25 protein-coding genes are annotated in these 24,010 nt (G+C 66.8%); 6 read left to right on the forward strand and 19 right to left on the reverse strand.

Going from position 1 to position 24,010, the window contains the following annotated elements; translation table 11 throughout:
- The first annotated feature begins 20 nt into the window (after positions 1 to 20).
- The 5 genes from ACZ75I_RS05875 to ACZ75I_RS05895 all read left to right on the forward strand — a co-directional run bounded on the left by ACZ75I_RS05875 (position 21) and on the right by ACZ75I_RS05895 (position 5,364).
- On the forward strand, positions 21 to 533 hold the full coding sequence (locus ACZ75I_RS05875) for a hypothetical protein (protein WP_472958811.1): 513 nt from the start codon (positions 21 to 23) through the stop codon (positions 531 to 533).
- Positions 534 to 540: 7 nt separating this feature from the next.
- A complete protein-coding gene (locus ACZ75I_RS05880) occupies positions 541 to 882 on the forward strand; it encodes a hypothetical protein (protein ID WP_258009444.1) in 342 nt (113 codons plus the stop codon).
- 209 nt (positions 883 to 1,091) lie between these two features.
- Positions 1,092 to 3,314: a methyl-accepting chemotaxis protein gene (locus ACZ75I_RS05885; RefSeq protein ID WP_472958812.1), complete on the forward strand. Its 2,223-nt coding sequence runs from the start codon at positions 1,092 to 1,094 to the stop codon at positions 3,312 to 3,314.
- Positions 3,315 to 3,477: 163 nt separating this feature from the next.
- Positions 3,478 to 3,846, forward strand: coding sequence for a glycine zipper 2TM domain-containing protein (locus ACZ75I_RS05890; RefSeq protein ID WP_005415760.1), 369 nt, complete (start codon positions 3,478 to 3,480; stop codon positions 3,844 to 3,846).
- 225 nt (positions 3,847 to 4,071) lie between these two features.
- Positions 4,072 to 5,364, forward strand: a complete 1,293-nt coding sequence (locus ACZ75I_RS05895; RefSeq protein ID WP_329846370.1) for a hypothetical protein — start codon at positions 4,072 to 4,074, stop codon at positions 5,362 to 5,364.
- A 51-nt stretch (positions 5,365 to 5,415) separates the two neighbouring features.
- On the opposite strand, the gene ACZ75I_RS05900 is transcribed toward ACZ75I_RS05895, so the two are convergent.
- The 5 genes from ACZ75I_RS05900 to ACZ75I_RS05920 form a co-directional block, all read right to left on the reverse strand.
- The gene (locus tag ACZ75I_RS05900) at positions 5,416 to 6,537 is read right to left on the reverse strand and encodes an ABC transporter permease (RefSeq protein WP_472958813.1); all 1,122 of its coding nucleotides are present in this window, start codon (positions 6,535 to 6,537) and stop codon (positions 5,416 to 5,418) included.
- Positions 6,534 to 7,721 carry an ABC transporter permease gene (locus ACZ75I_RS05905; RefSeq protein WP_180869331.1) on the reverse strand — a complete coding sequence of 396 codons (1,188 nt, stop codon included), beginning with the start codon at positions 7,719 to 7,721 and terminating at the stop codon, positions 6,534 to 6,536. The genes ACZ75I_RS05900 and ACZ75I_RS05905 overlap by 4 nt, the downstream gene beginning before the upstream one ends.
- Entirely contained in the window at positions 7,706 to 8,719 is a 1,014-nt protein-coding gene (locus ACZ75I_RS05910; protein ID WP_180869329.1) for an HlyD family secretion protein, read from the reverse strand. Before ACZ75I_RS05910 ends, ACZ75I_RS05905 begins: the two co-directional genes overlap by 16 nt.
- Positions 8,712 to 10,118 (reverse strand): TolC family protein, encoded by a 1,407-nt coding sequence (locus tag ACZ75I_RS05915; protein WP_180869326.1) that lies wholly within the window; start codon positions 10,116 to 10,118, stop codon positions 8,712 to 8,714. Before ACZ75I_RS05915 ends, ACZ75I_RS05910 begins: the two co-directional genes overlap by 8 nt.
- A 78-nt stretch (positions 10,119 to 10,196) precedes the next feature.
- On the reverse strand, positions 10,197 to 11,090 hold the full coding sequence (locus tag ACZ75I_RS05920; protein ID WP_180869324.1) for a LysR family transcriptional regulator ArgP: 894 nt from the start codon (positions 11,088 to 11,090) through the stop codon (positions 10,197 to 10,199).
- A 106-nt stretch (positions 11,091 to 11,196) separates the two neighbouring features.
- Between ACZ75I_RS05920 and ACZ75I_RS05925 the strand changes: the two genes are divergently transcribed.
- Entirely contained in the window at positions 11,197 to 11,811 is a 615-nt protein-coding gene (locus ACZ75I_RS05925) for a LysE/ArgO family amino acid transporter (protein WP_180869321.1), read from the forward strand.
- Here the strand turns inward: ACZ75I_RS05925 and map are convergent.
- From map to ACZ75I_RS05995, 14 genes are all read right to left on the reverse strand, one after another.
- A complete protein-coding gene (gene map, locus ACZ75I_RS05930) occupies positions 11,808 to 12,590 on the reverse strand; it encodes a type I methionyl aminopeptidase (protein WP_154351704.1) in 783 nt (260 codons plus the stop codon). The genes ACZ75I_RS05925 and map overlap by 4 nt on opposite strands.
- 7 nt (positions 12,591 to 12,597) lie before the next feature.
- Entirely contained in the window at positions 12,598 to 12,810 is a 213-nt protein-coding gene (locus ACZ75I_RS05935) for a ParD-like family protein (RefSeq protein WP_006425741.1), read from the reverse strand.
- Positions 12,811 to 12,878: 68 nt separating this feature from the next.
- Complete coding sequence (locus tag ACZ75I_RS05940; protein WP_180869319.1) at positions 12,879 to 13,238, reverse strand: bleomycin resistance protein; 360 nt, start codon at positions 13,236 to 13,238, stop codon at positions 12,879 to 12,881.
- A 190-nt stretch (positions 13,239 to 13,428) separates the two neighbouring features.
- Positions 13,429 to 14,313, reverse strand: a complete 885-nt coding sequence (locus ACZ75I_RS05945; protein WP_346476530.1) for an arginase family protein — start codon at positions 14,311 to 14,313, stop codon at positions 13,429 to 13,431.
- 3 nt (positions 14,314 to 14,316) lie between these two features.
- Complete coding sequence (locus tag ACZ75I_RS05950) at positions 14,317 to 15,381, reverse strand: GNAT family N-acetyltransferase (protein WP_346476531.1); 1,065 nt, start codon at positions 15,379 to 15,381, stop codon at positions 14,317 to 14,319.
- A 28-nt stretch (positions 15,382 to 15,409) separates the two neighbouring features.
- Complete coding sequence (locus tag ACZ75I_RS05955) at positions 15,410 to 16,801, reverse strand: aspartate aminotransferase family protein (RefSeq protein WP_180869312.1); 1,392 nt, start codon at positions 16,799 to 16,801, stop codon at positions 15,410 to 15,412.
- A 64-nt stretch (positions 16,802 to 16,865) separates the two neighbouring features.
- Positions 16,866 to 17,582, reverse strand: coding sequence for an MtnX-like HAD-IB family phosphatase (locus tag ACZ75I_RS05960; RefSeq protein ID WP_061479536.1), 717 nt, complete (start codon positions 17,580 to 17,582; stop codon positions 16,866 to 16,868).
- 174 nt (positions 17,583 to 17,756) lie between these two features.
- Entirely contained in the window at positions 17,757 to 18,959 is a 1,203-nt protein-coding gene (locus ACZ75I_RS05965; protein WP_061479535.1) for a DegT/DnrJ/EryC1/StrS family aminotransferase, read from the reverse strand.
- A gap of 10 nt (positions 18,960 to 18,969) precedes the next feature.
- Positions 18,970 to 19,368 carry a DMT family transporter gene (locus ACZ75I_RS05970; protein ID WP_032954032.1) on the reverse strand — a complete coding sequence of 133 codons (399 nt, stop codon included), beginning with the start codon at positions 19,366 to 19,368 and terminating at the stop codon, positions 18,970 to 18,972.
- On the reverse strand, positions 19,365 to 19,724 hold the full coding sequence (locus ACZ75I_RS05975; RefSeq protein WP_021202495.1) for an EamA family transporter: 360 nt from the start codon (positions 19,722 to 19,724) through the stop codon (positions 19,365 to 19,367). The genes ACZ75I_RS05970 and ACZ75I_RS05975 overlap by 4 nt, the downstream gene beginning before the upstream one ends.
- A 1-nt stretch (position 19,725) precedes the next feature.
- Positions 19,726 to 20,562, reverse strand: a complete 837-nt coding sequence (locus ACZ75I_RS05980; protein WP_472958814.1) for an alpha/beta hydrolase — start codon at positions 20,560 to 20,562, stop codon at positions 19,726 to 19,728.
- Between the two features lie 80 nt (positions 20,563 to 20,642).
- Positions 20,643 to 22,022, reverse strand: coding sequence for an ATP-binding protein (locus ACZ75I_RS05985; protein ID WP_188238856.1), 1,380 nt, complete (start codon positions 22,020 to 22,022; stop codon positions 20,643 to 20,645).
- Positions 22,019 to 22,702, reverse strand: coding sequence for a response regulator (locus ACZ75I_RS05990; RefSeq protein ID WP_008265770.1), 684 nt, complete (start codon positions 22,700 to 22,702; stop codon positions 22,019 to 22,021). The genes ACZ75I_RS05985 and ACZ75I_RS05990 overlap by 4 nt, the downstream gene beginning before the upstream one ends.
- Before the next feature lie 133 nt (positions 22,703 to 22,835).
- Positions 22,836 to 23,963, reverse strand: coding sequence for a metallophosphoesterase (locus ACZ75I_RS05995; protein ID WP_472958815.1), 1,128 nt, complete (start codon positions 23,961 to 23,963; stop codon positions 22,836 to 22,838).
- Between the last annotated feature and the right edge of the window lie 47 nt (positions 23,964 to 24,010).

Below are 24,010 nucleotides of genomic sequence, written 5' to 3' on the forward strand. Positions count from 1 at the left end.
CCAATAAAGGGTGGAGAGTAATGGCTCGCTTGTCGGGAATTTTGAGGAATAGACTGATTTCAGGTCTTTCGAGCGTAAATAATAATTCGGGTGCGAGGGGTGTTGTTGAGGCACTGATCCAATGGGTTATGGAATGCGAGGGCGAGGTTCGCAGAGAACCATTCCTAAGCTATGGCTTTGACTTGATTGTGAATATGGATGGTCGATTGGATGAATATCCATTCGCGGAGATCGGGGAAGCGGATGTTGGGCGCGTGCATTCGCGTGCGACCCAGTTGAGAAACGCAAGTGATGACGGTGTCGCGCAGTTTGTCAGAGATCTGATGGAGGAGTTGGTCGCCGTCGAGATTGACAGGGTGTGTTCCCGCTGCGGGGAGGCGTATATGCGGGCATATATGGGGTTGATTAGTTTTACGCCCGCATTTCAGTGTGGTGTATGCGGCTATGGCGAATTCTTGAATGGTTCGGCTTTGAGAGGTGAAAGGCTTCGATTCATTACATTGAAGGAGCTTGAGTCTTTCGGGATTTCTTAGCTGTAGATTGCTGCACGCCCTGGATTCGATCCAGGCCGAGTACTCCGACGGTACTGACGGTCTGCATGGGCATCTTCCAGCATCCAACACCGGCTTCGGGTTCGGCATCGTCGACCCACCGGAAGCTGTCGTGGCGGAAGGGATTGAAGCCGAGTGGCAGGTGGGTCTGCTGGGTTCGTTTCATTTCCGCGCGAGCGGGTTTGAAAGCGCCTGGGGGGAAATCTGCCGCTTCATCAAGCTCTACACCGCGACGTGCGGGTTCCGGTTTGTGCTCTCCTTCCAGTTCGAGAGCGTCTATGCGGCAAGGCTCGGGAAGGATCTGGTCTTCCCGGGGCCTGCTGCTCCGTAATGCTGGATACCGGGGAGGCAGGCCCGGCCTGATCCCATTCTCGGTACACATGGCGATATACCTTATGGATATAGCGCGTTCGTGGGTTGTCTGATTTCACACCTGTCTGCACAGTTCCGGAGTTTTGGATCGATATAATAATATCGACCCATAAAGTTTCCCCTGCCTGCGCCGCCATCGATCATACGGCCATGATCAAGGGAATTGAGATGCTCGCCTTACGCAACCTCCGAGTGGGATCCCGGCTGGGTGCCGGGTTCGGTTTGCTGCTGCTGTTCATCGTGGCCATCGTCGGCCTGGCGCTGTACGGAAACCATCTGAAGTCCGCCCAGTTCTCGAAAGTGGTGGACGTCAACATGGTGAAGATGCGGCTGTTGAACGAGATGCTGGATACCAACAACGCGGTGTTGATGCACCGCCGGCTGATGGTGATCAAGCGCGGCGAGGATTTCGACAAGGATTATCAGAAGGCGCAGGAGCTGTCGCAGACCTACGACGGTATCTGGGCCAAGTACATCAAGATTCCGCGCGACGCCACTGGCGATACCCTGGTCGCGAAGATCGACGCGGCACGCAAGGCCACCGACGCCTCCACCCAGCATCTGCACGAGCGCATGAAGGCCGGTGATTTCGACGGTGCGGCCAAGGAACTGCTCGCCGAGCACGGCCTGGCTACCGCATGGAACGAGACGATCTCGACCCTGCTGCGGCATCAGGAGACACTGACCGCGCGCAGCCGCGAGGAATACCGTTCAACCGAGTCCTGGACCGGCACGCTGTCGATCGTGTTCGGTGTGCTGAGCCTGATACTGGGCTCGCTGGCCGCGTGGGCCATCACCCGCAGCCTGACCTGCCCGCTGGAAGGTGCGGTGAAGCTGGCCGACGGCATCGCCAACGGGCGGCTGGACAACAGCATCGACGCGTCCGGCAACGATGAGGTGACGCAGCTGCTCAGGTCGATGCAGCGCATGCAGGCGCAGTTGCAGTCGGTGATGGCGGCGCAGGGCGAGCTGGCCCGCCAGCACGATGCCGGCAGCCTCAGCTATCGCATGGACGAGAGTGCCTTCCCCGGCGACTACGGGCGCATGGTGCACGAGACGAATGCGCTGGTCGGCTCGCATGTGCAGGTGCAGAACCGGCTGATCGAAGTGATGAAGCACTACGCCCAGGGCGACCTGTCGGTGGACATGGATCCGCTGCCGGGCGAGAAGGCGGCGATCACCCAGGCAATGGACGAGACCAAGACCAGCCTGTCGGCGATCAACGGCGAGATCCGCCGGTTGGCGACAGCGGCCGCGGCAGGCGACTTCAGCCTGCGCGGTGACGAAGATCGCTTCGCCTACGATTTCCGCGACATGGTGGCCGGGCTCAATCGCCTGATGCAGACCACCGACCAGAACCTGGTACAGGTGTCGACCCTGCTGCAGGCGATCTCGCGCGGTGACCTCACCGTACGCATGCAAGGTGATTTCCACGGCGTGTTCGCCCGCATGCGCGATGACTGCAATGCCACCGTCGATCAGCTCAAGCAGATTGTCGGCCGCATCCAGTCCAGTGCGTCCAGCATCAACCTGGCAGCGGGCGAGATTGCCTCGGGCAACACCGATCTGTCGCGGCGTACCGAGCAGCAGGCGGCGAACCTGGAAGAGACGGCGGCGTCGATGGAGGAACTGACCTCCACCGTGAAGCAGAACGCCGAGCATGCACGCCAGGCCAACCAGCTCGCGATCGGCGCGCATGGTGTCGCCTCGCAGGGCGGCGAGGTGGTCGGCCAGGTGGTCACCACGATGTCGGCCATCGAAGCCTCGTCGAAGAAGATCGCCGAGATCATCAGCGTCATCGACGGCATCGCCTTCCAGACCAACATCCTGGCCTTGAACGCGGCGGTGGAAGCCGCGCGTGCCGGCGAGCAGGGCAGGGGCTTTGCGGTGGTGGCCAGTGAGGTGCGCACGCTGGCACAGCGCTCGGCCGGCGCGGCCAAGGAGATCAAGGGCCTGATCGAGGATTCGGTCGGCAAGGTCGCCGATGGATCGGCGCTGGTCCGCCAGGCAGGCACCACAATGGGCGAGATCGTGGCGTCGGTGCAGCGCGTGACCGACATCATGGCCGAGATCTCTGCCGCATCGCAGGAGCAGAGCTCGGGCATCGAACAGGTCAACCAGGCGGTGGTGCAGATGGACGAAACCACGCAGCAGAATGCGGCGCTGGTGGAAGAAGCCAGCGCGGCGGCACGCTCCATGGCGGAGCAGGCCAACCTGCTGGCCGAGGCGGTATCGGTGTTCCGCACCGGTGCGGCAACCGCGGCTGCAGCCGTGCGTCCGGCCCTGGCTGCGGTGGCCGCGACAGTCACTCCGGTGCGCAGGCCGGCGGCACTGTCGCCGCGCATCGAGCCGACACTGGCGGCCAATGCCGGTGGTTGGGAAGAGTTCTAGAACGTGGCACGCCGGTAGGGAGACGGCGCCCATCACGACGGCTGATCGTGATGGGCGGACTTTCTTCCTGAACGCGCGATGGCCGATGAGGTGGCGGACACGCGCATTTCACTTCCGGTTGCCAACCGCAGGAGGAGACTTGCGCCATACCGGAACTCAGGAGATGGCCATGAAGACCTCGACCCGATTGCTTGTGCTGGGCACCCTGCTGGCGGCTTCGTCGGTGGCCGGCGCGCAGACGTATGGCCCGCGCGATGAGGGACGCAAGTTCAACGACGGCAGCCGCGTGGTCTGCAAGAACGTGGAAGTGCAGCGCAACTCGCGCGATCCGAACCGCATTGCGGGTACGGCCACGGGCGCAGTGATCGGCGGCCTGCTGGGCAACCAGGTGGGCGGCGGCAATGGCAAGAAGCTGGCTACCGTCGCCGGTGCCGTGGCCGGTGGTGCGGCCGGTCGCCAGATCCAGGGCAACAGCCAGCAGAAGAACGGCGACCGCGTGGTCGAGCGCCGTTGCGAGCGCGTCTATCGTTGATCGGTTGCCGACAGCGCCCGTTCCCCCTTACACATCGCAGTACTCGAACGCCGGCCCCGCGCCGGCGTTCTTCGTTCCGGACCTGTATCGCTGACTCCGGCGTCGTGCCTATACTGCGCCGACTCAACGGATGAATGTCCAGTGAACGAATCGGCTCCAGCTCCCCAACCGGCACCGCTCGCAAGGCACGACCCGATACCGGAAGCGACTGCCCATCCCCATCGGGTGCGTGATCGCACCGATGAACTCGAGCTCTTCATTTCGGGCCTGCTGGCGTTCGCGCTGCTGGCCGTGCCGGGTTATCTGTTCGACGCCTGGGCGCGCAGCAGCCTGCACACCGAAGGCATGTACTTCCAGATGCTCTGGTTCGGTTTCAGCATCAGTGTCGGCATGTGCTATGTGCTGGCAGTGGCCTTGATCATCCACCTCACGGTGCGCGGCTACTGGATCGGGCTGATCGGTCTCAGGTCGCATTTCCCCGATGGCATTGACTGGGGGCGCCTGCCAAGAATGGGGGCGGTCACGCGCGCCTTCCTGCAGGCCCGGGACGGAGGCCTAGATGGCAGCATCGAACGTGCCGACCGGCTGGCGACGATGCTGTTCTCGACCACCCTGCTTGCCGTACAGACATTGGCGGGCACTCTGGTACTGGCCGTCCTGACGCTTGGTGTGTCGATGGTGATCGGCGCGCTGTCCGGTGGCGCCGATCATGTCGCCATGCTCGCCCTGTGCACCGTGCTGGCCGCAATGTTGGCGCTGGCTGTTACCCCCGGGATCCTGGAGAAGATCGTGGCGCGGCGGCAGGCGCGCGGGCAGCCCCATGAGCGACCGCAGCGACTGCTGCAGGGCATGCTGGCGGCACTGCAACGGGTTCCGCTGTTGCGCCTGATGCAGACCATGCAGCTGACCATGCAGAGCAACCTGCGCTCACGCTCGTTCATGGCGGCCTACCTGTTCGCGGTGCTGGTAGCGATGCTGCTGGCGGCCGTGCAGGTGATGGCGTCGTTGAAGTTCTCGCTGTTCAACCGTTACCAGATCGTCACGGAAGCGGCGGTTGAGCACGGCATGCTGAGTGCGCATTACGAATCGATGCGTTCGGCGCATGACCAGCTGCTGCCGTACCCGATGATCCCGTCGGACACGATCAGCGGTGCGCAGCTTCGTTTGTTCATTCCGCATCGCCCGCAACGCGACAATCCGCTGGCGCGCCAGCATTGCACCGCACTTCCGGACGCGCGCAATGAGGCCACCGGGCAACAGGCCGCCAATGCCGCAGTGGAGTGCCTTTCCCGGCTCTGGCAGGTCAAGCTGGACGGCACCCCGGTCGACCTGCATGGCTTCGTGCCCATGGAGCGGCGTGACCTGGATATGCGCGGCCTGGTGGGGTACCTGCCTACCCGGGGGCTCGCACCCGGACGCCATGACCTGGAACTGGTGTGGAATGCTGCAGGCGGCGAGCGGGGGGCCGGACGGCGCCGCGCGTTCCGCATCCCGTTCTGGTACGCCCCGGACCCCTGAACCTTGGATCAAAGCGGCCATGCCGCGCCGCTTGAACCGGCCGCTTACGACTTAATTCCCTCCGTCCCCTTTTTTGGCGAGGAGGCGCCAGGAGGCGAGGCTGCCGTAGAGCAGCAGCAGGACGGTGAGGGTGATCAGTTCGTGTCTGACGTCGGCCAGGCGGGCGTCCATCTGGTTCAGGCGCACCATCAGATTGATGCCCGAGGTGGTCGGCAGCAGCTGTGCCAGCCAGACCAGCGGTTGCGGCGTCATCACCGCCGGCCACGATAGGTTGGCCAGGAAAAACAGCGGGATGGAGGTGGCGATGATGTACTGGAAGGCGCGCTCGCGGGTGCGGAAGAAGCTGCCGACGAACAGGCCGAAGGCCACGGTGGTGGCGATGAACAAGGTGCCGCCCAGCAGCTGGCCCATCGGGTTGCCGCCGCGTGGATAGTCCTGCACCCAGGCAGTGAAACCGGCGTACCAGAACAGGCCGAACAGGCCGATCAGGCCGAAGCCCAACGCCATGCCGGCCAACGTCGGCAGGTCGAAGCGCAGGCGCCGGCCCAGTGCGAGGCGGCGGCCGCCGAGCAGAACGCCGATGCCCATCAACAGCGTCTGGTGCACGATCAGCTCGGCCACGCCGGGCACGATGGCGCTGCCATAGCCTTCCTGCGTGTTGTACAGCGGGCGCTGCACCAGGGTGACCGGCGGTGCCTGCGGCGCACCCATGAAGGCGGCCTGGCCGACCACCGCATCACGCCCGAACGCACCCAGCGCATCAGCTACGCTGCCCAGCACCCAGCTGGCGCGGCCCAGGTAGGCACCGTTGCCAAGCAATACCAGCTTGGCCGGATGGCCGCGCATGATGTCGCGCTCCAGGTTGGCCGGGATCACGACGATGCCTTCGGCGTGGCCGGCTTCCAACTGCTGGCGTGCGCTGTCGACGTCCGCCGGTTGCCCGACCACGCGCGCAACGCGCAGTGCGTCGAGCTTGCGCAGCAGCTCGCGGCTGGTCGCGCTATGGTCCTCGTCCACCACCAGCACCGGCAGGTTGCCGGCCACCTGGTGCCGGTAGGCGGCTGGATAGAAGAACGAATACAGGATCACCGCACCGACCATCACCACGATCGCGTAGCGGTCGCACAGCACCGCCATCAGGGTCTGCCGCAGGCTGCGCCAGAGCATGCTCATGCGTCAGCCCCTGCGGATTGTGCGGCGGCAGGCGTGCGTGCAAAGGCGATCAGGCGCAGGCCGCCGATGCCACCGGCCACCACCGTCATCAACAGCAGCGTAGCCAGCGGCCATGCCGAAACCTGCAGCGGCGAGCCGATGAACTGCTGCTGGGTCTGCAGCTTGATGTAGGCGCTCAACGGCAGCAGCTGGTGCCAGACGCGGGTAAACAACGGCCCGTCCAGCACCGGGAAGGTAGCGCTGGAGAACGCCAGTGCGGTGCCGATGCTCAGACCGACCGCAGACAACGCGGTGCCCATGTCGCGGGTGACGCCGACGAAGAACAGCGCGTAGGCGGCCGTGGCCAGGTAGAACAACGGCTGCGCGAGCAGCAGCAGAAGCACGCTGCCGGCCACACCATCGCCGCGCAGCCACGCCAGGTAGCCGATGCCGAGCGCGCCATACAGCGAGAACAGCAGGAGGTACGGCGCGACCTTGCCGGCAATCGCCGACCACGGCGTGCGAGCCAGCCAGGCGGGCAGGGTGCCATCGCGGATCTCGCGGCCGAGGCTGCCGGCCACCGCAAGTGCCAGCACCAGTGACAGCACCGCCGGGAAGATCAGTGGCAGCAGGAACAGTTCGTAGCTGCGCGCCGGGTTGTAGAGGATGTCCGACTGCACCGCGATCGGCGCCGCGCGCAGCTTGCCCGGGCCGACCTGCAGGCCGATGCGCTCGCGCAGCAGGCGTGCGTTCCATGCGGAAATCGCGTCGCCGATGTCGCGCGACGCCGACTGGCCGGTGGTCATGTAGGTGGCGTTGTAATAGGCGAACACCGTGCCCTGGCGCCCACGCAGCGCCTGCCGGGTGACATCGCGCGGCACCAGCACGATGGCGAACACGTCCAGGCTGCGCAGCTGCGATCGTGCCTCCTCCAGGTCCGCTGGCTGGCTGGCGACGCGTACGCCGGGACTGGCGTCGAGCATGCGCAGCAGCAGGCGGCTGTCACTGCTGTGGTCAAGGTCGACCACAGCAATCGGGATATCGCGCATCACCGACGGCGTGAACATCCATGCCATCACGACCAGCATCAGTAGTGGCAGCAAGGTGACCAGCAGCAGGTCGGCACGGTTGCCGCGCAGCGACTGCAGCTCGCGCCGCCACGAAGCGGCGAAGCCGTTGCGGTCCGGGCTCAGTGCTGGGGCCATGCGAACAGCACGCTCATGCCGGGGCGGAAGCCCTCGATGCGGCGTACCGGGCGCACCCGCACCTCGAAGCTGCGAACGTCATAGCCGGACGACTGGCGGGTGGTACGCCAGGTTGCGTAGTCGCCGGCCGGATTGATGAAGTAGACCTCGAACTCGCCATCCAGGCCCAGCGCCGGCACGCTGCCCTGCAGTTTGCTGCCGACCTTCAGGCCCTGCATCTGCGATTCGCGCAGGTTCATCGCCACCCACATGCGGTCGATGTCGACCAGGGTGAACACCGGATAGCCGGCCGGCACCAGCTCGCCCGGATCGGCCATGCGCTTGTTGATCTCGCCCGCCACCGGCGCGCGTCCTTCCACTTCGGCTCGCGCGGCGTTGACCTCGGCCACCGCGCCCTGCGCCTGCTGTACCTGGCCCTGCGCGGCGCGCTTGTCCTGCTCGCGGGCGCCGGCCAATGCCATGTCGTACTGCGCGCGGGCGGCGCGGGCCAGTTCGCGCGAACTGGTGGCCTGGGCATGCGCTTCATCGCGCTTCTGCCGGGTCATCACCCCTTCGTTGAACAGGTTCTGCACGCGCCGGTAGGTGGCTTCGGCCAGTGTCGCGCCGGCTTCGGCCCGCTTCCAGTTCGCTTCGGCGGCGCGGATGTCTTCGCTGCGCGCGCCTTCGTCGGCCTTGTCGGCCACCGCCTGCGCAGCCGCCAATGCGCCGTGCGCCTGCTGTTCCTTGGCAGCCACTTCGGGGCTGTCGAGCAGGAACAGCACCTGCCCGGGCTGCACGCGGTCGCCCTCGCGTACCTTCAGTTCGGCCACGCGCGCGGTGATCTTGGCAGCTACGTTGATGGTGTCCGCATCGGCCATGCCCTGGATCTGGTCGGCCGGGCTGCGCCAGGCCAGCCACAGGCCGAGCGCCACTGCGACCAGCAGGACCACCAGCAGGATCGGTCCCAGCCGTCGCTTGCCGGGTGGCGTCGTCGCATCGTCGTGCAGCACATCACTCATGGTCGATCACCTCGTCCGCACGCCGCCGGAATTCTTCGAAACGGTCCATCTGTCCACTGATCTCCAGCAACTGTGCCAGCGCAATGTCGTATTGGTAGGCGGCCTGTGCGCGCTCGACACGGGCGCCGCCCAGGCCGAGCCGCGCATCGATCACATCCAGCGAGGTGGCCTGGCCTTCGCGGAATGCCAGCTCCTGCAGGCGCAGGTTTTCCTGTGCCTGGGCGATGCTGCTGTCGAGCAGCACGAACTGCTGGCGCGCGGTCTCAAGTTCGTTCCAGGCCTTGCGCACGCCCAGTGCGACCTGGTTCTCGGCCTCGCGCAGGCCTGCTTCGGCCTGCTCCTGCTGCGCACGCGCGGCGCTGATCTGCGCCGGCCGCGAGTTCGGCGACAGGAAGGTGTACTTCAGGCCGATGCCGAACGCCCAGTCCGGGTCGGTCAGCATCTCGTCGCGGCGACGGAAGTCGTACTGGCCGAAGGCGAAGATCTGCGGCTTCAGCTTGGCCTGCTGCACGCGCACGCCCTGTTCGGCCTGCGCAACCATCGCGCGCAAGCGCGCGATCTGCGGCTGGCGCGCCTGCGCCGTGCGCTCGAAGCTGGCCACCGGTTCCATCGGCACGCGCTGCACGAACAGCGGCGACACCGGCTGCACTTCGCCACCACTGCGCAGCAGCGTGGCCAGCGCGGCCTTCAGCGTAGCCAGATCGTTCACCGTCTTCTGGTATTCGCGCTCGGCCTTGTCGCGGGCCACGGTGGCCTGCAGGCGCTGGGCGCGGGTGGCAAAGCCCTCGCGTTCCAGCTTTTCTGCATCGGACAGGTGGCGGTTGAGGCCGTCGCGCACGTCGCGGCGCACGTCCACCGCCTGCTCGGCCAGGCGCTGGCCGAAGTAGGCCTGGGCCAGCTGCACGGTCAATGATTGGCGCTGCGCCTCGCGCTCGGCGTTGGCCTGCTCATGGGCGGCGCTGGCCGCACGTTGCGCGGCCGGGATCACGCCGCCGGTGTACAGCGGCAGCACCGCGGTCACTACCGGGCGTGTACGCCAGTCGCGCTCGGTGAACGACAGCGGCGAATCGATACCGAAGGCTTCAGCCACGGGCGCCAGCGAACCCAGTGGCAGGGTCAGGGTCTTCTGGAACTGCAGGCGGCGCACTTCGCCGGTGATCTCCGGCAGGCGCAGCAGGCGCGTGGCGTCCTGCAGGTCCTGCTTGTTGCGTACCGCTGCATCAGCGGCCGCCAGCGCATCGGAGACCTGCTCCAGGCGTTGGCGTGCCTGTTCCCAGTCCAATGCGGGGGCGTCGTTGCTGTTCTGCGCGGACGCAGCGGTTGGCAGGCAGGTCGCCAGCACCAGCGCCAGCGCGGCCTTCGCGCGGTGCATCCTTGTACGTCGGCCGATCACGCCCATGCCGTCCCAGTGGTAAAGAAGTGCGCAAACGGTAGTGCGCGCGGCGTGAAGCCCGAGTCTGCGGTCATCGGATTGTCCTCAACGAAGGGTGCCGCTGGCTGCAGTGCGCAGCGCCTGGGTGATGTGCTGCAGCGTGCTTGAGCGCACGGCGGCATGTTGCCAGTACAGCGGCACATCCAGCCAGCGGCGGGGTTCCAGTACCACCACGCGGCCGGCGCGCACGGCGGGCGCGACCAGGGTTTCCGGGGCCATGCCCCAACCGAGTCCACACGCGGCGGCTTCGACGAAACCGGTGGAAGAGGGCAGGTAGTGTAGCGGCGGCTGCAGTCGCGCGCGGGTCAGGCGCCGCACGAAGCGCCATTGCAGTTCATCCTTGCGGTTGAACACCAGCATCGGTGCGCGCGCCAGGGCCGCGGCCTGCATGCCATCGTTGAAGTATTGGCGGGCGAAGCCGGGCGAAGCGATCGCGTGGTAACGCATGGCGCCGAGCGGGTGCACGTTGCAGCCCTTCACCGGCTGGCTTTCGGCGGTCACTGCGCCGAGCACGCTGCCATCGCGCAGCAACTGCAGGGTGTGGTCCTGGTCGTCCATGCGCAGATCGAACAGGTAACCATGGCGCTGGTGCAGGTCGGCGACGGCGGGCACGAACCAGGTATCAAGCGAGTCGTCGTTGACCGCCAGGGGGATGGGCGTACGCGCAGCGTCGTTGCCACGCTCGGGTAGCAGCTCGGCCAGCGCCTCGGCTTCCAGCGCCTGCATCGGGCGTACCCGGCGCAGCAGCGCTTCCCCCGCGGCAGTCGGTCGGCAGGGTGCCTGGCGCACCACCAGGACCTGCCCGAGCCTGTCTTCCAGCGCCTTGATCCGTTGCGACAGTGCTGATGGGCTGATCGACAGGCGGCGTGCCGCGGCCTCGAAGCTGCCTTCTTCCAGCACCGCAGCGAATGCGGCCAATTGTGGATGTACCAGATCCATGCCGGTGCCCCTTCAGTTTTCCTGCACAGGATAAAGAAAAATCAGATTGTCTAAACAGGGGCGGTGGCCGCACCCTGCGCGTCCCCTCGCTGCCTGGCCTGTCCTGATGTGGATCGCCGCTACCGCCGCCGGCCTGTTCGCAGGTGCCGGCCTGATCATCGCCATCGGCGCACAGAATGCCTTCGTGCTGCGCCAGGGCCTGCAGCAGCGGCATGTGGGCAGGGTGGTGCTGGCCTGCGCCGGCGCGGACACCGCGTTGATCCTGGCCGGCGTCGGTGGCATGGGCGCGCTGGTGCTGCAGTGGCCGCTGCTGCTGCAGGTGCTGCGCTTCGGTGGCGCGGCGTTCCTGCTCTGGTATGGCCTGCGGGCCGGGCTGCGCGCGTGGCGCGGTGGTAGCGTACTGGCCGCCGCCGAGGCGCAGGCCGGCAGTGCGCGCCAGGTGCTGCTGACCTGCCTGGCGTTCACCCTGCTCAACCCGCACGTCTATCTGGATACGGTGGTGCTGCTGGGCAGCCTGTCCACGCGCTACCCGGGCGATCTGCGCTGGGCCTTCGCCGCCGGGGCCTGCGTGGCCAGCGTCGCCTGGTTCTGCACGCTGGGCTATGGCGCGCGATTGTTGCGGCCGGTGTTCCGCAGGCCAGGTGCCTGGCGGGTGCTGGATGCCGCCGTGGCGGTCTTCATGTTCTGCCTGGCGACACTGTTGCTGTTGCGTCCGCTCTAGGCCGCGTCGACCGCGCACAGTGGCGCTTCGCCGGGGCGCAGGGTCAGTACGCGCACACCGTTGCGGGTGACCGCCACCGTGTGCTCGAACTGCGCCGACAGCTTGCCGTCGCGGGTGTACACCGGCCATTCGTCCGGCTGCTGGCGGATGGCCGGCTTGCCCTGGTTGAGCATCGGCTCGATGGTGAACACCATGCCTTCTTCCAGCACCCTGCCGGTGTTGGGATGGCCGTAGTGCAGGATCTGCGGTTCTTCGTGCATTTCCTGGCCGATGCCATGGCCGCAGTATTCCTTCACCACGCTGTAGCCGTGGCTGCGCGCGTGGCGGGCGATGGCGTGGCCGATATCGCCCAGGCGCGCGCCGGGGCGCACCGCAGCGATGCCTTTCCACATCGCCTGGTAGGCGGTCTGCACCAGCCTGCGCGCGGCGTAGTCGACCTCACCGACCAGGTAGGTGGTGCTGGAGTCGGCGATGTAGCCGTTCTTCTCCAGGGTGATGTCGAGGTTGACGATCTGGCCATTGCGCAGCACGTCGGTGGTGCTGGGAACGCCGTGGCAGACCACGTTGTCGATCGAGGTGTTGAGCACATACGGGAAGCCGTACTGGCCCTTGCTGGCCGGCCGCGCCTGCAGTTCATCGACGATCATGCGTTCGACGAACTCGTTGATCTCCATCGTGCTGCGGCCCTGCAGCGGCAGCCGGTCGAGCGCGGCGAACACCTGCGCCAGCAGGCGCCCGGATTCGGCCATCAGCGCGATTTCGTGCGGCTGCTTGATCACCGCCACGTCAGGCCCGCCCGGGTGCCAGCGCCTGTGGCTGCACGCCGGCGGCGCGCAGTTCGCTGGCGACGATGTCCTGGAAACTCAGCGTCGGGTTCATTTCGCACAGCATGCCGACCCGGATCCAGAAGTTGGCCTGGGCGTTGATCGAGCGGCTGGAGACGGTGCAGGCACGGCGCAACTGGTCGTGCAGGGTGTCATCGATGTTGACGATGCCCATCGGCGGTCCTGGAGCAGGGAATATACGAAGCGTATATGTTTCGTATATCCGCCTCAAGCCCGCGTTGTTCAGTCCAGGTGGGTGGCAAAGCGCAGGCGGTTGCCGTCGGGGTCGCGCAGCAGCATTTCGCGGCTGCCCCAGTCGGTGTCATGCGGTGGCTGCTCGATCGGCACGTTCGCGGCGCTGAAGGCGCGGTACACGCTGTCGACGTCGTCGACGATGAAGTACACCGCGCTGCCGACCTCGCAGTCACCGCTGTGCTCGGTGAGGAAGATCGTCTGGCCATCCCGGGTGAGCTGGGCGAACAACGGCAAACCGGCTTCGAAGCGGTGTTCCCAGTCGACCACGAAACCCAGCCCCTGCACGTAGAACGGCAGGGTGGTATCGGCATGGCGCATGCGCAGTTGCGGGATGACGGTCTGGGGCATGGCGGCGGCTCCGAGGTGGGAACCCAGTGTAGAGCCGAGCCATGCTCGGCTGCTGTTCGCGGTCCCCTCAGGCGAGCATGGCTCGACTCTACAGAAGGCGCCAGCCGGGCGTGGGCTCGGCTCTACCCGGCGCTGGTAGATGCCAACCTTGGTTGGCATTGCCGGCCAGCGGCCGGCACTACCGACGCGGTCAGCAGGCCGTCGGCACGGCGGCCATCGCGGCCAGCAGCTCGCGGTTGACCTGTTGGTGCCGTGCCTGCCAGACTGGCAGGTCCTCGGCGCTGATGTCGGGCTGGCCATCCAGCGACGACAACCAGCGCTTGAAGCCGCTCTGGTAGTTCGCCAGCGAGACTTCGCCGGTGATGTCACTGCCGACCAGGCCACCGGCGCGCAGTGCTTCGATCACCACCAGTGCGTGTTCCAGCTGGAAGCGGCCCTGGTCCCAGTTGCTGCGCGCAACGTCCTCGGCGAATACATCCTTGTCGATCGACAGGTAGGTCGGCTGCGGGGATGTGGCCTGCTCGGCGGCGAACGCGGCGACCAGTGCCTCCGGATGCTCGAAGCGTCGGAACGCACGGCCCATGCCGAGGCGGTGGCCCCAGCCCACGTCCACGTCCATGCACCAGTACGTCAGGCGTCCACCCATCAGCGGTCGCCAGTGGTTCTCCCAGGCATGACCGGGGCCGATGTCGCTGGAAGTGATGCCGAGCACATGGATGTGCGAGATCTGCGGCAGCTTGCTGGCGGCGTTCACCCACGAGCCGCAGTGCATGCCGAGCGGGAACCGCATGTTGTCCGGATGGTTGTCCAGCACCACCAGCTGGAACGGGGCCTGCCCATGCATGCGGCGCAGCAGTGGCAGGGTGAGGTGGTGGAAGTCGCCACTGCCGAGCATGACGGTTCCGAGCTGGGCCGGCAGTGGTGCCAGCACGTCAGCGGCGAAACGGTCGAGGGTGGCATTGCTGCAGGCAAAGCGCAGCGGGTCATGCCACTGCGGCAGGGCCAGGGTCTGCGCCTGTGGCAGCGGCAGCACGCCACCGTCCAGGTCCAGGATCAGCGGGGAACGCAACGGCATCATTCAACCGCCTCCATCAGGTTCGCCCTGCAGATAGGGTGCCAGCCGGCGCAGCGCAGCGCGCAGCAACGGGGAACGAGCATGGATCGCATGCCGGGTGGAGGTGAAGCGCGCACCCAGTTCGGCCTTGATGCGCGAGTCGGTCCAGCCGGCCACGTAGTGGCTCAGGCCGTGCTGCTGCGCGTACTCGAGGTTGTGCATCCAGCTCACTGCGTACAGGTTGTGCTCGCGCGACTGCGGATAGGCCAGGCCGATGTACTTGTCCACCAGTTTGCCGGCATGCACGTAGCACAGGTTCCAGCCGATCAGCCGGCCCTGGTGGCGGTACAGGAACATCCGTCCCTGGCCCTGGCTGTCGGCCAGCAGGTACTGGAAATAGGGCAGGTCGAGCTGGTCGAAATGCACCGCGCTCTGCGCGTATACGCCCAGGTACAGCGCGTACAGTTCGGCCTGCAGTTGCGGGTCGGCCAGGGCCGGGTTGCCGGTGGCGATGCAGTCGATCTGCAGGTCATCGCGCGAACGCAGCTTGCGACGGATGTTCTTGCGGCGCGACGATGACAGGCGGCCGAGATAGTCGTCGAGCGAATCGAAATCGATCGCCACCCAGGCCAGCGGCATGCCTTCCAGTTCGACGAAGCCGCGTGCCAGCAGCGCCTGCAGGAAGGCGCCGCTGTGTGCGTTGGCGGCGTCGTCCAGCAGCGGTGAATCGATCGCCAGGTCCTTCACCACCAGCAGCCGGGTATCGCCGATCGCGTGACGTGTCACGTCCTCGGCCAGCGCCTCCGGCGCCACGTGCGCCGGCAACGGGGTGTACTCGGTGCTGGTGGCACCGACGAAGCGCGTCTTCCAGGTGATCCAAGGCCGCCACAGGCGCGACAGCGGCAGGCCGAGCAGCCTGCCGCGCAGTTCGTCGTCCATCGTGGTGGTCAGGTCCAACGGGGCACGGAAGGTCGGCAGGCCGCTGGGAAGGCGGCCCGCCTCGAATCCGAGCGGCGGGTGGGCCAGGAAGCCCTCCAGCAGCGCGGCCGGTTCCAGCGCGGTGCTGGATGCGCGTGACCTCATTTCCATCGGCACGGGAACCGGCAGCGCATCGACCTCAGCCCTTGGCCTTGGTCAGCGCCTGGTCGAGCAGGGTGATCGCCAGGTCGATCTCTTCGTAGCTGATGTCCAGCGACGGCGCGAAGGTGATCACGTTCTTGTACCAGCCACCCACGTCGAGCACGAGGCCCATGCGCTTGCCGTCGTGCAGCAGGTCACCGGCCAGGCCGATGTCGACCATGCGGTCCAGCAGCTCCTTGTTCGGGGTGTAGCCGTCGGCCTGGCAGATTTCCGCACGCAGCGCCAGGCCCAGGCCGTCGACGTCGCCGATTTCCGGGTGGCGCTTCTGCAGGCCGCGCAGGCCGTCGAGGAAGTACGCGCCCTTTTCCGGCACGGTGCGCTCGTAATCCATTTCCTTGCCCAGCTTCAGCACTTCCAGGCCCAGGCGGGTGCCCAGTGGGTTGGAGTTGAAGGTGGAGTGGGTGGAGCCCGGCGGGAACACGGTCGGGTTGATCAGCTCTTCGCGCGCCCACAGGCCCGACAGCGGGTTCAGGCCGTTGGTCAGCGCCTTGCCGAACACCAGCACGTCCGGGGTCACGCCGAAGTGCTCGATCGACCACAGCTTGCCGGTGCGCCAGAAGCCCATCTGGATTTCATCGACGACCATCAGGATGCCGTACTTGTCCAGCACGCGCTTGAGGCCGGTGAAGAAGTTGCGCGGCGGGATGACGTAGCCACCGGTGCCCTGGATCGGCTCGACGTAGAACGCGGCGTACTCGGCTTGGCCGACCTTGGGATCCCACACGCCGTTGTACTCGCTTTCGAACAGCCGCTCGAACTGCCACACGCAGTGGTCGGAGTACTCGTCCGGGGTCATGCCCTTCGGGCGACGGAAGGGGTACGGGAACGGGATGAACATCGCGCGCTCGCCGAAGTGGCCGTAGCGGCGGCGGTAGCGGTAGCTGGAGGTGATCGACGACGCACCCAGGGTGCGGCCGTGGTAGCCGCCCTCGAAGGCGAACATCAGGCTCTTGCCGCCGCGCGCGTTGCGCACGATCTTCAGCGAGTCTTCAATGGCCTGCGCACCGCCAACGTTGAAGTGCACGCGGCCGTCGAGGCCAAACTTCTCGTGCATGTCCACGGCAATGGTCTTGGCCAGCTGCACGCGGGTCGGGTGCAGGTACTGGCTGGCGACCTGCGGCAGGGTATCGATCTGGTCCTTCAGTGCATCGTTCAGGCGCTTGTTGCTGTAGCCGAAGTTGCACGCCGAGTACCACATCTGCAGGTCGAGGTAGGGCACGCCTGCGCCGTCGAACATGTAGCTGCCTTCGCCGCGCTGGAAGATCTTAGGCGGATCGACGTAGTGGACGGTATCGCCGAAGGAGCTGTAGCGGGCTTCGTCGGCCAGCAGCTGCGCATCGGAGGCAGCGTTCTTGTCAAAAATGTTCATGCAGTTCGGTTCCGTGAAGGACGTTCGAAAGGGGTAACAGGGGAGCGCGCCTGGAAGGGAGTGCTCAGGCGGTGGCCAGCAGCAGGGGCAGTGCGGCGGGCTGCGGGCTGGCGTCGAGGCGACGTGGCTGCAGCAGGCTGCCATCGAGCAAGCGCGGCAGCAGTGCGATTGCATCGTGGAAGGTGTCGATGGCGGCATGCTCGATGCCGGCATGGGTGCAATGGGTGATCAGGCGGCGCTTGGCGAACACGAAGTCGGCATCTTCGGATACACAGAAATCCGAACTGCCGTCGCCGATCATCAGCACGCGCGGTGCTTCGTTGGCGCGCGCCTGCGCGGCGCAGGTGCATTTGCAGGTGCCACTGCGGCAGCCTTCGGCCTGGTAGGGCGATTCCAGTTCCCAGTGGTCATCGCACCAGCGCAGGTGGTTGGCCACCACCGGCAGCTGCGCCAGGCCGTGGTTGGCGAGAATGCGATGGATCGCATAGTCCAGGCCGTCACTGACGATGCGCAGCGGAACGCCCAGCTGTCCGGCACGGCTGACAAAGGCGGCGAAGCCCGGATCGATCTGCACCTGGTCCAGATGGGCATCGAGCGTGGCCGGGTCCAGCTTCAGCAGCCGCACCTGGCCCTGCATGCATTCACGCGAGCCGATCTTTCCCGCCTTCCACTGGTCTTCCAGTTCCTGCCAGCCCGGCTGGCCGTACTTTTCCAGCAGCGAGTCGATGACATCTTCGAGGCTGATGGTGCCGTCGAAGTCACACAGGATGCTCCAGCGCATGGGCAGGTCCGTCGATGAAAGAAGCGTCCGGCACGATGCCGGGGCAGGCTCAATGTAGGCAGGCCGCCTTTCTCGTTCCTTTCCTGTTGAAAGGCTTTTTTTACGGGCTGGGAAAGCGTTCAGGAAGATGCATGGATGAATGCGCGGCGCGCAGGCCATGCATGCACGTGCGGGTCAGGCACGGGCCAGGACCTGCAGTATTTCGGCCGTCTCCTCACGGGTCTGCCAGGCGCTGTTGCCAAGGGTGAGCATGCGTGCGGCGAAGTCACGTGCATTGGGCACGTCCTCCTGCGGCACGATGCCACGCAGGTAGGCGTAGTCGGGCAGGGCACGGATGAACATACGGCTGGCGCCGAGGCCGCGCGGCCACAGTGTGTCCAGTGCGGCGTCACGCGCGCGCTGGCTGGGCAGCAGCAGCATCAGCATCGGCCAGGTGCCGCCGCTACCGGCCAGGCCATCGACCACCTCCACCGCCGGCAGTTGTGCCAGCTGCACGCGCAACTGCAGTGCGCGCAGGCGCCCGGCCTGCAGGAACGCCGGCAATCGCCGCGCGGCATGGGCACCGATGTTCTGCCGCCATCGGCTGACCCGGTGCTGCGGTATGTCCAGCGGGAAAACATCACCGACCGCGTCTTCCAGATCGCCACGCTGCAGTGCGTTGCGCAGCGGATTGCCGTACACCAGCGACAGCAGCGAGGGGCGATAACAGGCGGCAAGGCCAAGCAGCTGCACACTGCGAAGCAGCTCCCAGCGCAGGTTGAAGCGCACGTGTTCGGCGGCATGCTCGGCCAGTTCGGCGCGCAGTTCGTCATCGCGGCTGACCAGCAGGCCGCCTTCGTGCAGGCTCAGCCCCTTGCCGGCGGCCAGGCTGAAGAATCCGATGTCGCCACGCAGGCCGACACTGCTGTTGCCCACCCGTGCGCCCAGCGCCTGTGCGGCATCTTCGATGACCCAGGCGCCGGCGCCGCGCGCGATGTCGCAGGCCCGTTCGACATCGGCGATGCGACCGCCGAGGTGGGTCGGCAGGATGGCCAACGTACGCGCATCGGCCAACCGCTTGAGCTGGCCGGGATCGAAGTCGAAGTGGCCGCGCCGGGTATCGCACAGCTGCACGCGCAGGCCGAGGCTGTGCACCGCGATCGGCACCAGCGGACAGGTGTAGGCCGGCATGATCACCGTGTCGCGCCTGGGCGCGCGCTTGCGCAGGGTGCGCAGGGCGATCAGCAGCGCGTGCGTGCCGGAACAGGTCAGCTGCAGCGGCGGCGTGCCCAGCTGGTTGGCCAGGATCCCGCGCAGGTCACCACCACCGGGAAGGAAGTCGCTGGCCTGCATCGGCAGGCCGGCGGTCGGTGGCAGTTCGCGCGCGAACAGGCTCATCGCAGCCCGCTCACGAGGTGCTTTCGGCGGGACTGTGCGGGTCGTCCGCTTCCGCGCGGCCGAGGCAGACGATGCCGGCCACGATCAGCACCGCACCGACCAGGTGGTGCAGGGTGAGCGGCTCTTTCAGCAGCCAGGCCGACAGCAGCAGCACACTGATCACTTCCAGGTGCGAGGCCGCGAATGCCGGGCCGATCGGCGCATGCCGCAGCAGGCTCATCCAGGTGAAGAACGCACCCACGTAGCCCAGGATGGCGCCGTACACCCATGGTTGCGACAGCACGCGCAGCAGCCAGGTGGTGTTGGCCTCGACCGGCAGCGCAGCATCACCGGCGTACTTGAAGCACAGCTGGGCCAGGGTGTCGAAGGCCATCAGCAGGGGGAAGCCGATCACATACAGGCGCCTCATGAGCCGGCCCCCACCACCGCCACGCCTGCTGTGACCAGCAGCATCCCGGTCACCCGCAATGGCGTGAGCTTCTCGCGGAACAGGATGCGGCCGGCGATCATCAGCGCCACGATGTTGATCGAGCCCAGCAGCACGCCCTTGGACAGCGGAACCAGTGACAGGAAGGCGATCCAGGCGACGAACTCAAGCACGTAACAGGCGATGCCGATCCACAGCCAGGGGCGGCTGAGCATGTGCTTCCAGCGCTGCAGTCCCTCGCCCTCCTGCGGGTCGCTGGCGGCGGCCTTGAAGGCGAGCTGGCCACCGGTATCGAGCACGACATTGGCCAGCCACAGCAGCGTGGCAAGTGCCCCCATCTCAGGCCACCGCCTTGAGGACGCCGCTGTGTTCACCGATCCCGGTGAAGAAGCGCGCGCTGCGGCGGATCACCTCGCGGCGTTCGCGGTCGATCGTGATCATGTGGTAGCTGTCCTCCAGCACCACCAGTTCCTTCGGGCCACTGACCCGCGACATCACCAGTTCGGCATTGCCCATGCTGGCCACGTCGTCTTCGCGGGCGTGCATCACCAGGCACGGGGCGGTGACCTGGTGCAGGTGGCGGCGGGTCCAGTTGCTCAGCGCACGCATCTCGGCCAGCGCGTGCCAGGGATTGCCCGGAAGGCCGGCCGCCGCGCTGTCGCCGGACAACATGGCGGCGCTGACCTGTGCACGCAGGCGCTCGTCGCGCAGGCCGTACGGCGGTTCTTCCATGAACATGCGGTCGCGGCCGATGTTGAAGCGCTTGAACCACGGCAGCAGGAACGAGAGGCGGGCGACAGCGGGTATGTTCCAGCCGTCGTAGCGGAACGTGGCGCCATACACGCCGACGCCGGACACCCAGTCCGGTCGTCGAGCAGCAAGTGCCAGCGACAGCACCGCGCCCATCGACAGGCCACCGACGAACAGCTGGTCGACCTTGCCGCGCAGGCTTGCCGCCGCATTTTCCACGCCCTGGTACCACTGTTCCCAGGTGGTCGCCAGCAGGTCATCCACGGTGCCGCAATGGCCGGGCAGCTGCACGCCGTGTACGGTGAAGCCGGCGTTGTTCAGGCCCTTTCCCAGCATGCGCATCTCCGCCGGAGTACCGGTCAGGCCGTGGACCAGCAGCACGCCGTGCGGGCCACCGGGAAGGAAGAAGTCGTGCGAGTCGGTCACCTGGCGGCTCCGGGACGGCAGTGGGGAGGGTCAGGATCGCAACCGCGATTTTCGCCAGCCTTTCAGCGCCCCGGTCCGGGTCAGGGGCCCTTCAGCAGCGGCAGCGTGATGGCGACCTTGAGCCCGCCGCCGGGGCGGTTGAGGAAGCTCAGGCGCCCGCCGAAGTGCTCCACCGCCTCGTGGGCGATGGCCAGGCCCAGGCCGGTGCCGCTGGCGGTGGTGCCGGGGGCGCGGAAGAAGCGCTCGCCCAGCCGCGGCATCACGTCCTCGGGTACGCCGGGCCCGTTGTCCTCCACGTACAGTTCGACGTCGTTGTCATCCAGCGCGTGCACGCCGACGGTAACGGTCGCATCGCGGCCGGCATAGCGCAGCGCATTGTCGATCAGGTTGTCCAGTGCTTCCTGCAGCTGGGCACCGTTGCCGAGCACGCGCAGCGGCTGGGGGCTGCCGCGGTAACCCAGATCGATGCCATCGCGGATCGCTTCAGGCACGCGTGTACCGACCCACTGCGGCACCCGTTCGCACAGGTCCAGTGCCTCCACCGTCTCCGGCACGGTCTGGGCCCGGCTCAGCGCCAGCAGCTGGGTGCTGACCCGCGCGGTGCGCTGGTTGAGCCGGCGGATGTGCTGCAGTGCCTCGCGCACCGTGTCCGGGTCGCCATGCGCCAGTGCCTGGTCCACGTGCAGGGCCATGCCGGCCAACGGGGAGCGCAGCTGGTGCGCGGCGTCGGCGATGAATCGGTTCTGCAGGGTGATCATTTCCGCCTGGCGGGCAAACAGATCGTCGATGGTGCTGATCAGTGGCTGGATTTCCTCCGGCACGTCGGCGTCGGAGATCGGCGCCAGTTCGCCGCGGCGCTGTGCCAGACGGGTCCTCAGCGGGGTCAGGATGCGCAGGCCATGGGTCACCCCGAACCAGACCAGCGCGGCAGTGCCCAGCGCCAGCATGGTCATCAGCGGGATGATGATCATCAGGATCTCGCGCGCGCGCTGGCGTCGTTCGGCCATGCTTTCGGCCACGGTCACCGCCAGCTGGTCCTGCGGATCGTTCATCGCACGCGTGCAGACGGTGGCCATGCGCACCGGCTGGCCGTTGAGAATGCCATCGTACAGGGTGGGGTCCACGCCGGTGCATTCCTGCGAAGGCGCGTAGGCACTGAAATCTGCATTGCCGCTGAGCGTCCCCTGGCGGCTGCTGTCGACGTTGAAATAGCGATGGCCGTCGGGCTCGTACTCGATCAGGAAGCGCGCCTGCGGAGAAAGGTCGCTGGTCACCGGCATGGTGCTCAGCATCTGCGCGAACGAGTGCGTGTCGTCGATCAGGTTGCGGTCGTGGATGCGGTTGGAATAGTCCAGCGCAACGTAATAGGCCAGGATCGTATTGAAGGTGAGAAGGCCCAGCATCGGCAACGCCAGGAAGGCGAGCAGGCGCCGGCGCAGGCTGGGCGGTCCACTGATCACGGGGCGCTGTCGTCCTGCGCGTCTTCCAGCATGTAGCCCAGCCCGCGCACGGTGCGGATGCCCATGCCGCCCGGCTGCAGCTTGCGGCGCAGGCGGTGCAGGGCGATGTCCAGGCCGTTGTCGGTCAGGTCCTGGCCCCAGTCGCACAGCGCTTCCACCAGTTGCGCGCGTGACACGATGCGCTCTGCACGCACCGCCAGCGCCGACAGCAGGCCGAACTCGCGTGCAGTCAGTTCAAGTGATTGGTCGTCGATCCATACGCGGTGCCCGGCCAGGTCCAGGCGCAAGCGGCCGATGCGCAGGTCCGGATTGCCATTGCTGGTGACCCGCCGCAGCTGTGCACGCACGCGGGCTTCGAATTCATCCAGTGCGAACGGCTTGACCAGGTAGTCGTCGGCACCGAGGTCGAGCACGCGCACCCGCTCGGCCAGGCCGTCACGCGCGGTCACCACCAGCACCGCCAGGCCATCGCCACGCTGGCGCAGTCGTTGCAGCACGTCGCGGCCATCCAGTTGCGGCAGCCCCAGGTCCAGCACCAGCAGTGCGTACTGGGTCGAGCCCAGTGCTGCATCGGCGTGCGCACCGTTGTCGACGTGGTCGACCACGTGCCCCTGCCGGCGCAGCGAGGCGCACAGGCCGGAGGCGATGTCCGGGTCGTCTTCAGCAATCAGAACGCGCATGCGCGGGGGCTCCTGTAACGGTCAGGCCCACCGGCTGGACGGGGCGGGCCTCTCGGCTGCCGAAGGGTAGCCGCAAACCGGGTGAAGGTGGAGCGCGCCGGCACCTCCCGGCGCCGTCACGCTGTCCCTCCATTCAGTCCTGCAGCTCCGGCTCACCCGGCGCCAGCGGCACCCGGGAGCCATCCAGCAGGCCACGGCTGAGCTTGCCCTCCTCGATGAACAGCAGTTCGCCGTTCTCGCCGTTCTTGATGCTGCTGTCGATGGCGATCACGCGGTCGCCGTGGAAGCTGCTGACGTGTGGCATCGAGGTATGGCCGACCACGATGCGCTTGAGCTGCAGGCGGTCGAGCACGGCCTGCACACCCGCGGTGTCGAGGCGGCCATCGAAATAGCCGCGGTACCAGATCGGGCTGGTCTTGCCGTCATACAGCGGTGCGGTGGCCGGGTCGGCCTTCACTTCGGCCTTGGGCAGGCCCAGTGAGGCCTGATAGGCCGCGTTGGTGCGTGCCGGGTCCAGCGCCAGCTGCACCGCCTCGGGCGAGATGCCGCCGTGCAGGAACAGGGTATCGCCGATCTTCAGCAGGACCGGTCGGGTGCGCAGCCACTGCCCGATCACCGAGTCGGCGCCATACAGCTGCGGGTAGCTGCGGTCCAGCAGCTGGGCGCTGCGCAGGTACTTCGGGTTGACGTAGCGCAGGTCGTCGTACAGCACCATGGTTTCGTGGTTGCCGAGCAGGAAGTGCACGGCGCCACCGGCGGCGGCCGCCTGCTGCTGCAGGCCGTAGAGCAGCCAGAACGCCTCGGTCACCTGCGGGCCGCGGTCGAACACGTCGCCGGCGATGACCAGCGTGTCCTTGCCCAGCGCCCAGCGATCCTCCGCGTCGATCACGTGATGGGCACGCAGCAGGCGCACCAGCAACCCGTACTGGCCGTGGATGTCGGACAGCGCGACGATGCGCGGTGTGGCCGGCAGCACCGACACCGAGGCTGCATTCGGCGCAGCCACGTGCACGGTGTGTTCGTAGCCGCAGCGCGGTGCGATATCGGTCCCTGTTGCCCCGGAGGCAAGCGTGCGCGATTCGACCTTGTCGGCGCAGATCCATTGGGCCTGCACCTGGTCGCCCTGGCGGAACACATAGGGGCCATCGGCCTGCACGTGGTCGGCGGGCGCGGCCACCTCGCGGGCCTGCGTGGTTCCGGCGCTGCAGGCCAGCAACGGCAGCAGCAGGGCGGTCATCAGGGAAGGGCGATAGCGCGACATCGTCGGTATCCGGCGGCGGAAACATCCGATGCTAACCGGCGCGACCG

The sequence above is a fragment of the Stenotrophomonas sp. X genome, from assembly GCF_055721025.1.

What these genes read in the sequence shown, in the direction of transcription:
- ACZ75I_RS05960 (WP_061479536.1), bottom strand. Translation starts at nt 17,582, where the DNA reads ATGCGCTGGAGCATCCTGTGTGACTTCGACGGCACCATCAGCCTCGAA.
- ACZ75I_RS05885 (WP_472958812.1), top strand. Translation starts at nt 1,092, where the DNA reads ATGCTCGCCTTACGCAACCTCCGAGTGGGATCCCGGCTGGGTGCCGGG.
- ACZ75I_RS05910 (WP_180869329.1), bottom strand. Translation starts at nt 8,719, where the DNA reads ATGAGTGATGTGCTGCACGACGATGCGACGACGCCACCCGGCAAGCGA.
- ACZ75I_RS05945 (WP_346476530.1), bottom strand. Translation starts at nt 14,313, where the DNA reads ATGCCGTTGCGTTCCCCGCTGATCCTGGACCTGGACGGTGGCGTGCTG.
- ACZ75I_RS05875 (WP_472958811.1), top strand. Translation starts at nt 21, where the DNA reads ATGGCTCGCTTGTCGGGAATTTTGAGGAATAGACTGATTTCAGGTCTT.
- ACZ75I_RS05950 (WP_346476531.1), bottom strand. Translation starts at nt 15,381, where the DNA reads ATGGAAATGAGGTCACGCGCATCCAGCACCGCGCTGGAACCGGCCGCG.
- ACZ75I_RS05975 (WP_021202495.1), bottom strand. Translation starts at nt 19,724, where the DNA reads ATGGGGGCACTTGCCACGCTGCTGTGGCTGGCCAATGTCGTGCTCGAT.
- ACZ75I_RS05900 (WP_472958813.1), bottom strand. Translation starts at nt 6,537, where the DNA reads ATGAGCATGCTCTGGCGCAGCCTGCGGCAGACCCTGATGGCGGTGCTG.
- ACZ75I_RS05940 (WP_180869319.1), bottom strand. Translation starts at nt 13,238, where the DNA reads ATGCCCCAGACCGTCATCCCGCAACTGCGCATGCGCCATGCCGATACC.
- ACZ75I_RS05925 (WP_180869321.1), top strand. Translation starts at nt 11,197, where the DNA reads ATGTGGATCGCCGCTACCGCCGCCGGCCTGTTCGCAGGTGCCGGCCTG.
- ACZ75I_RS05955 (WP_180869312.1), bottom strand. Translation starts at nt 16,801, where the DNA reads ATGAACATTTTTGACAAGAACGCTGCCTCCGATGCGCAGCTGCTGGCC.
- ACZ75I_RS05915 (WP_180869326.1), bottom strand. Translation starts at nt 10,118, where the DNA reads ATGGGCGTGATCGGCCGACGTACAAGGATGCACCGCGCGAAGGCCGCG.
- ACZ75I_RS05965 (WP_061479535.1), bottom strand. Translation starts at nt 18,959, where the DNA reads ATGAGCCTGTTCGCGCGCGAACTGCCACCGACCGCCGGCCTGCCGATG.
- ACZ75I_RS05920 (WP_180869324.1), bottom strand. Translation starts at nt 11,090, where the DNA reads ATGGATCTGGTACATCCACAATTGGCCGCATTCGCTGCGGTGCTGGAA.
- ACZ75I_RS05890 (WP_005415760.1), top strand. Translation starts at nt 3,478, where the DNA reads ATGGCCATGAAGACCTCGACCCGATTGCTTGTGCTGGGCACCCTGCTG.
- ACZ75I_RS05905 (WP_180869331.1), bottom strand. Translation starts at nt 7,721, where the DNA reads ATGGCCCCAGCACTGAGCCCGGACCGCAACGGCTTCGCCGCTTCGTGG.
- ACZ75I_RS05935 (WP_006425741.1), bottom strand. Translation starts at nt 12,810, where the DNA reads ATGGGCATCGTCAACATCGATGACACCCTGCACGACCAGTTGCGCCGT.
- ACZ75I_RS05990 (WP_008265770.1), bottom strand. Translation starts at nt 22,702, where the DNA reads ATGCGCGTTCTGATTGCTGAAGACGACCCGGACATCGCCTCCGGCCTG.
- ACZ75I_RS05970 (WP_032954032.1), bottom strand. Translation starts at nt 19,368, where the DNA reads ATGAGGCGCCTGTATGTGATCGGCTTCCCCCTGCTGATGGCCTTCGAC.
- ACZ75I_RS05995 (WP_472958815.1), bottom strand. Translation starts at nt 23,963, where the DNA reads ATGTCGCGCTATCGCCCTTCCCTGATGACCGCCCTGCTGCTGCCGTTG.